This window comes from Novosphingobium naphthalenivorans NBRC 102051 (assembly GCF_001590985.1).
In the GTDB taxonomy this organism is placed as follows: domain Bacteria; phylum Pseudomonadota; class Alphaproteobacteria; order Sphingomonadales; family Sphingomonadaceae; genus Novosphingobium; species Novosphingobium naphthalenivorans.
The window spans coordinates 1-1,501 of the sequence record NZ_BCTX01000192.1; the positions used below are offsets into that span (position 1 = coordinate 1).

The 1,501-nt window shown below is 60.0% G+C and carries 1 protein-coding gene; it reads right to left on the reverse strand.

What is annotated here, in order from left to right:
* Window positions 1-70 precede the first annotated feature (70 nt).
* Window positions 71-1,444 (reverse strand): DUF7986 domain-containing protein, encoded by a 1,374-nt coding sequence (locus NN5_RS24635; protein WP_031293519.1) that lies wholly within the window; start codon window positions 1,442-1,444, stop codon window positions 71-73.
* Window positions 1,445-1,501 lie beyond the last annotated feature (57 nt).

The following is a 1,501-nucleotide window of genomic DNA, read 5'->3' on the forward strand; positions in this document are numbered from 1 at the left end:
TGAGGGCATCGCGTGGAAGGTACGCCAGACAACGCTAAGCGAGAACATTTCAAGAACCGCATGATGGCCGTTACCGCCGGAGGTCGCTAAGCCCCAGTTCTTCCCACATCCATGTAAAGTCATAGGTGCCCATCGGATCGGCGGTGCCCGATTTTGCCGCGCCATTTTCGATATATTTGAGCCAGTCGGCTACCTTTACCCGCCCCGCCTTTGTACAGGCCAGAACGCGTGGCGTCTTGTGGCTGAGGGCTGGGACCGGCTCATCGAGCGTTTTCGTATATTCACGGGTCAGCATATCGTGAACGATGCGCTCCATTTCATGCGGTGGAATATCCAGCGCCTCGTCCTGTGGCGTGCGGGCGGCATCGTCGGCCATAACCTGATCGAGCGTCCGGATTTCGGCCATAGGCGCGCTCACGCAATCACCAAGCCATTCGCCCATCTGGGTAATTGCTCGCTCCGCGCGGGCGGCACTGTTTACCTCGACGATCAGCTTGCGCCCTGCCAGTTCCACATTGGCAAAAACCGGCGTGCCGTCATCCATGGTCGTGACGAAGGCCCGCTTGCCTTTGGTCGCTTGCGGCTTCTTGTTCTTCGTCGCTGGTGCCAGCCAGTTCCAGAAACTGTCGCTGGCAGGTTCCAGCCATTGTGCCGCGTTCAGCCTTCGGATCAGGCTCTTGCCGACCACGCCTTTCGCCAGCGGAAAAACGATACGGTGGAACACCAGGTCATCGCCGTCGGCGTTGACCATATCCGGCGCGCTGCCGGGCATGGCCTTGCCCAGACAGTCGAGCAGCCACATGTTCGTGAACATCGGTCCCGATGCTCCCAGAAGCGCGTCCCGATCGGACGGGTCCAATTCCGCAGTGTCCTGAGTTTCGTCGGCAAGTCGGGAAAATGCCTCGACCACTCGCACGGCGCCCTCAGCGCTGAACGGCAACAGCGCTCCGGAAATGCCATGGCGCCCGTTCACGTCGACAACCCTTGCGGCGATCTTGTCCCAGTTGACCAGGGTCTGGGTTGCACCGTGTTCGCGCACCGTCACCGGAGCAACGTCGCGCAGCAGATCGCGCAAGGTCATCGACTGACCAGGCACGACTTCGCTGACCTCATAGAGCGACATGACCGTATCGCGTAACGCGCGCATATAGGCCTTGTTCGGCGCCTTTTCGTTCCAGCCCCGGCGCTTGAGATAGTCATCGACCAGATTGCGACCGTCGGGTTCCAGTTCCTGCGTAAGCAGATCTTCAAAGGCGCAGCCCCATAGCGGCCCTTGCCAGTGATCGCCAATTATCTCGAATATGGCGTCAGGCTCGAGTCCGGTCGCTTCGCTCGCCGGATCGAGATGCGCGGACAGCATTTCGGCCAATGCCTCATCCCATGGCGCGCGATCCGCATATTTCATCAGGCCGGAAAGATCGTGAGCCGATTTCGATCTGGACATTCAGATGGGCCTTTCCACGCCGAGGCGGCGCATTTCTCGATAGATGGTCGATCGGCC

Coding starts and splice junctions, on each gene's coding strand:
- NN5_RS24635 (WP_031293519.1), bottom strand. CDS start 1,444: ATGTCCAGATCGAAATCGGCTCACGATCTTTCCGGCCTGATGAAATAT.